At 56.1% G+C, this 4,190-nt stretch carries 2 protein-coding genes and 1 pseudogene; all 3 read right to left on the bottom strand.

Translation table 11 applies throughout. The annotated features are described in order from the left end of the window. Positions 1 to 141: 141 nt before the first annotated feature. Positions 142 to 1,120: pseudogene (locus F1593_RS27430) on the bottom strand (arabinofuranosidase catalytic domain-containing protein); the annotation flags it as partial. A gap of 457 nt (positions 1,121 to 1,577) precedes the next feature. Beyond that, the gene (locus F1593_RS27425; RefSeq protein ID WP_149404735.1) at positions 1,578 to 3,515 is read right to left on the bottom strand and encodes an endo-1,4-beta-xylanase; all 1,938 of its coding nucleotides are present in this window, start codon (positions 3,513 to 3,515) and stop codon (positions 1,578 to 1,580) included. Positions 3,516 to 3,833: 318 nt separating this feature from the next. Then, a partial coding sequence (locus tag F1593_RS27420; RefSeq protein WP_172632513.1) for a cellulose binding domain-containing protein occupies positions 3,834 to 4,190 on the bottom strand: 357 nt, incomplete at its 5' end.

Here is a 4,190-nt window from a genome sequence, read left to right as displayed (position 1 = left end):
GATACTGGAGGTCGTCGAGTAGGTACTTCCACCGTTATAGTACGCATCCGCCGCAAAGGTTCCTGCCGTGGCTCCTCCTGCATTCACCGCGTACCCGGAAGCGGGTGTCGGAGAAGGAGACGGAGTGGGCTGGGTACTGTTGCCATAGCCAGCGGCAACAATATTGGCCTGCACGGCGTTATCGGTGGCATCGGAGGGGTAGCCAGCCACGATAGCTCCCTCGTAGAACGTACCCAGGCTCTGGTTGTTGTTGGTGGCGCAGCAGTCACCCCCACTGCCCAGAATGATGGCGCCCTGTTGTTTCATCGGGTTGTACCCGCTGGGCAGCGACCCGCTGTACAGCGTAGTCAGGCTTCCCGATTGTGCATTCCCGCCCTTGATCGCCATTTGGGTCGTGCCGTTGTTCTTGAGCATGGCAGTGACGTATCGGTTGGGGAATGCGCGCTGGTTGGGGTTCCAGGAGCTGCTTCCGCCGGGGAACAGTCCCCATTCGAGGTCGGCCTGTATCCAAGGGCCAGCTCCGGTGCACCCGCCAAACCAGCAGCTGGTGCCGAAGTAGATGGCGTCCATTGCGCCAGCCGCGTCGGCTTTGCGATCGGTCTCGCTGTTGCCGTAGTCGAAGCAGCAGCCGCTGTTGACGTGCATGCCGCTGGTCACCATGTAGGCGCCCTGCGGAGAGCTGCCTTTTGGCATGCCCGACGAGGACCCGTCGTGCCAGTAGCTGTTGCCGGGATTGATGTAGAGCGAGTAGACCTTGTTACCGACCACCGTGAGTGACTCGGATGTCGCGTTCGCCGGGGTATCCTGGCCGCCTGCCCCGCCAGATCCCTGGTAGGCGAGGTTGTTGCCGTGCCCGGACTGATCGTAGATGACAGTAATGACGCAGGTCGTGCTGGCACAGAAGGAGTCCTGGGAGGCGGTGTTGGCAAAGCCGCCCGTGCTCAGGACGCCGATGTTCAACGTTGTGTTATCCGAGGCGCGCCTGACCTGGTACAGGTTCCCGTTATAGGCGCCAAACAGGGCGCGCGCCGTGCTATGGGCAGCTACACATGGCGTGCGCCGTGCTATGGGCAGCTACACATGGCGTGCCGCCAGACGCGTAAATGTCGCATGGCTGCGACGCTGCCGCCTTGGCGCTCCGGCCTGAAATGCTCAGCATGCTCGCAATGAGGCCTACCACAGCCACGAGGGCCACGAGGACTCTCCAATTGAGGGCGTGCAAATAGTGAGGAAACGAGAGAGGATGTTTCACGTCCTTGTGTCCTTTCTACTATCTGGAAATGGTCTTCTATTCTAGTTCCAATGAACAATGCAGGTGTTCTCACTTTGTCCCAGCATTGCAGACCATGGCTGGCGAGAACAAAGAAGATTCCTGCTACTGGTGATCTGTCAATTTTCACTCAACGAACTGTAAGAGCAGCAAAGCACGGATTTGCTGCTCTTGCAATTCGTCAAGTGAAGACAGTTAGCCCACCTGTAGGGATGGCACATCTATTAAAAGAAAAGCCTCACCTCCTTTGAAGCTTCATCCAGAGAGATTGCCCATTCTCTGGATGCTTAAGCACTTACATTTTCGATTACACCGTCGTACACGCCTGCCCGTTGAGGGTAAAGGAAGCTGGTGCTGGATTACTGCCGTTCCAGGAGCCGTTAAAGCCAACGTTGGCATTGCCTCCCGGGGCAATCGTGCCATTGTAGGAGACATTGGTCACCGACACCGTGCTGCCCGACTGGGTGTAGCTCGCGTTCCAGAGCTGCGTGATCGTTTGTCCATTGGCAAAGGTCCACCCCAGGGTCCATCCGCTTATAGGGGTGCTCCCGGTATTGTTGATCGTCACACTGGCACCAAAGCCGCCGGTCCACTGGTTGGTGACCACGTATTGCACCGAGCAGGTCGCACCGCTTGTCGGGGTGGGCGTCGGGGTCAGTGTGGATGTTGGCGTGGGCGTGAGCGTAGGCGTGGGCGTGGGTGTAGGTGTGGACGTAGGTGTCGGGGTAGGCGTGGCACTGCTACCTTGCAGGATCTCAATGCCACTGACCTTGGCATTATCTTTGACGCCGGTGAATTGGATCGTAATCTGCCCACTGGCGTCTGCCGTCGCCGTAAACTGTTCAACAACTGCCTTGTTGATCGCACCTGCGGTGGCGTAGATGTCGAAATTGGTTAAGACCTGCTGTCCATTAATCGCCACATTGAAGGTGCGCTGTCCACTACTGGTCCAGTAGAGCTCCGCCTCGTGCAGCCGCACCGTGTACTGCGTCCCGGGCTTCAGATTCGGGAAGCTGTAGGTCATATTGCCATAGCGCTCCGTCTGATAGACGGATTGCGGTGCCGGATTGCTTACCCCGCTGGTGTCGATACTGGAGGTCGTCGAGTAGGTACTTCCACCGTTATAGTACGCATCCGCCGCAAAGGTTCCTGTCGCGGTTCCTCCCGCATCCACCGCATAAGAACTGGCCGTGACTGGTGTTCCGATTGGGGTCGGCGTCGGAGTAACGGGTGTTCCGCTACTCAGAGCCTGGATGACTGCGTCATAGGCGGGTTTCTTCTGGTAGTTGCCGTCGAAGAGCAACGGTGTGCTGCTTGCTCTCCAGGAATACTTGTCGGTGATGCCCCATACCGTGATGTCGTTGCAGCGGGAAAGCGCAACGCAGGCCTGCACTACTGTTCGATATGTGTTCGCCTGTTGCGTTCCGCTGCCCGCGACGTCCAGTTCCGTAATCTGCACATCAACACCCAAATCGGCAAAACGCTGCAAGTTCGCCTGATAGCTCGAGAGATCCTGGCCTGCGTTCAGATGCGTCTGGAAGCCGACGCAGTCGATGGGGACACCACGCGACTTAAAGTCCCGAACCATGGTATAGACCCCGGTACTCTTCGCATTGATCCCATCGAGGTTATAGTCGTTGTAGCACAGCTTGGCGTTGGGATCGGCAGCATGAGCGGTAACAAAGGCGGTTTCGATATAGGAGTTGCCAATCAGATTTTGGAAGGGGTCGCTCCGTCGAGATCCATCCTCGTTAAACGCCTCATTGACCACATCCCAATACCAGATTTTGCCCTTGAAATGGGTCATGACGGTGGTGATATGGTTCTTCATTGCTGAAAGCAGGTCACTGCCAGAGCCGATACCACTGACCCATCCGGGTAACTGATTATGCCAGACCAGTGTATGGCCACGGATCTTCATGTTCTGACTTTGAGCATGGCTAACGATCTGATCGGCGGAGCCAAAGCTGAATGAGTTTCGTGAAGGTTCGGTGGCATCCCACTTCATCTCATTCTCAGGAGTGAGGCCGGAGAACTCGTTGTCAAGGGTGGTTACATACTGCGAATCGCTGAGGTGACTGGCCGCAACGGCGGAGGCAAAGATTCTGCCTGTGGCCGCTGCTGCTGACTTCAAGGTGGTCGCAGCTGATGTTCTGGTGAGAAAGAATGTGCTACTTCCCAGCGCGATGAGAAGAAATGACAGCGTGATCACGAAAAACCATTTTCTTGGGAAACGATAAAACATCCTTGTTTTCCTTTCTGCCTTCAATACTGAAAGGCAAATCCCTCTGGGAGATAACAAGTAGTGATGAACTGGAAGCGCAAACGTATCCATATCTGTCTTCCGTCATCCATGAACAGCCAGATGGCCTCCGGCTCTGTTCGGAACGTTCTTAGTGGTTTTGGTGGCTTCTCCTTTCTCCCGAAAGGCACTATTGAGGTGAAAGCTCTCGAGTCAAGATGAGAGAAACGTCCTTGTTTTTGCTCAAAGAGCAAGTGCTTCCTCTCAAATAAGCTCATTCCTCACCTCAATGGTACCAGTCCCTTCACCATTCAAACAGCGTCACGCAACACTACAGGCAGCTCCATTGAGCGTAAAGGCTGTAGGCTTCGGATTACTGCCATTCCAGGAGCCGTTAAAGCCAATGTTGGTATTGCCTCCCGGGGTGATCGTGCCATTGTAGGAGCTATTGGTCACCGACACAGAGCTGCCCGACTGGGTGTAGCTCGCGTTCCAGAGTTGCGTGATCGTTTGTCCATTGGCAAAGGTCCACCCCAGGGTCCATCCGCTTATAGAGGTGCTCCCGGTATTGTTGATCGTCACACTGGCACCAAAGCCGCCGGTCCACTGGTTGGTGACCACGTATTGCACCGAGCAGGTCGCACCGCTTGTCGGGGTGGGCGTCGGGGTCAGTGTGGA

This window comes from Dictyobacter arantiisoli (assembly GCF_008326305.1).
GTDB lineage: Bacteria > Chloroflexota > Ktedonobacteria > Ktedonobacterales > Ktedonobacteraceae > Dictyobacter > Dictyobacter arantiisoli.
Note: the sequence above shows the minus strand (reverse complement) of the source record. Positions and strands in the feature narration are given on the sequence as shown.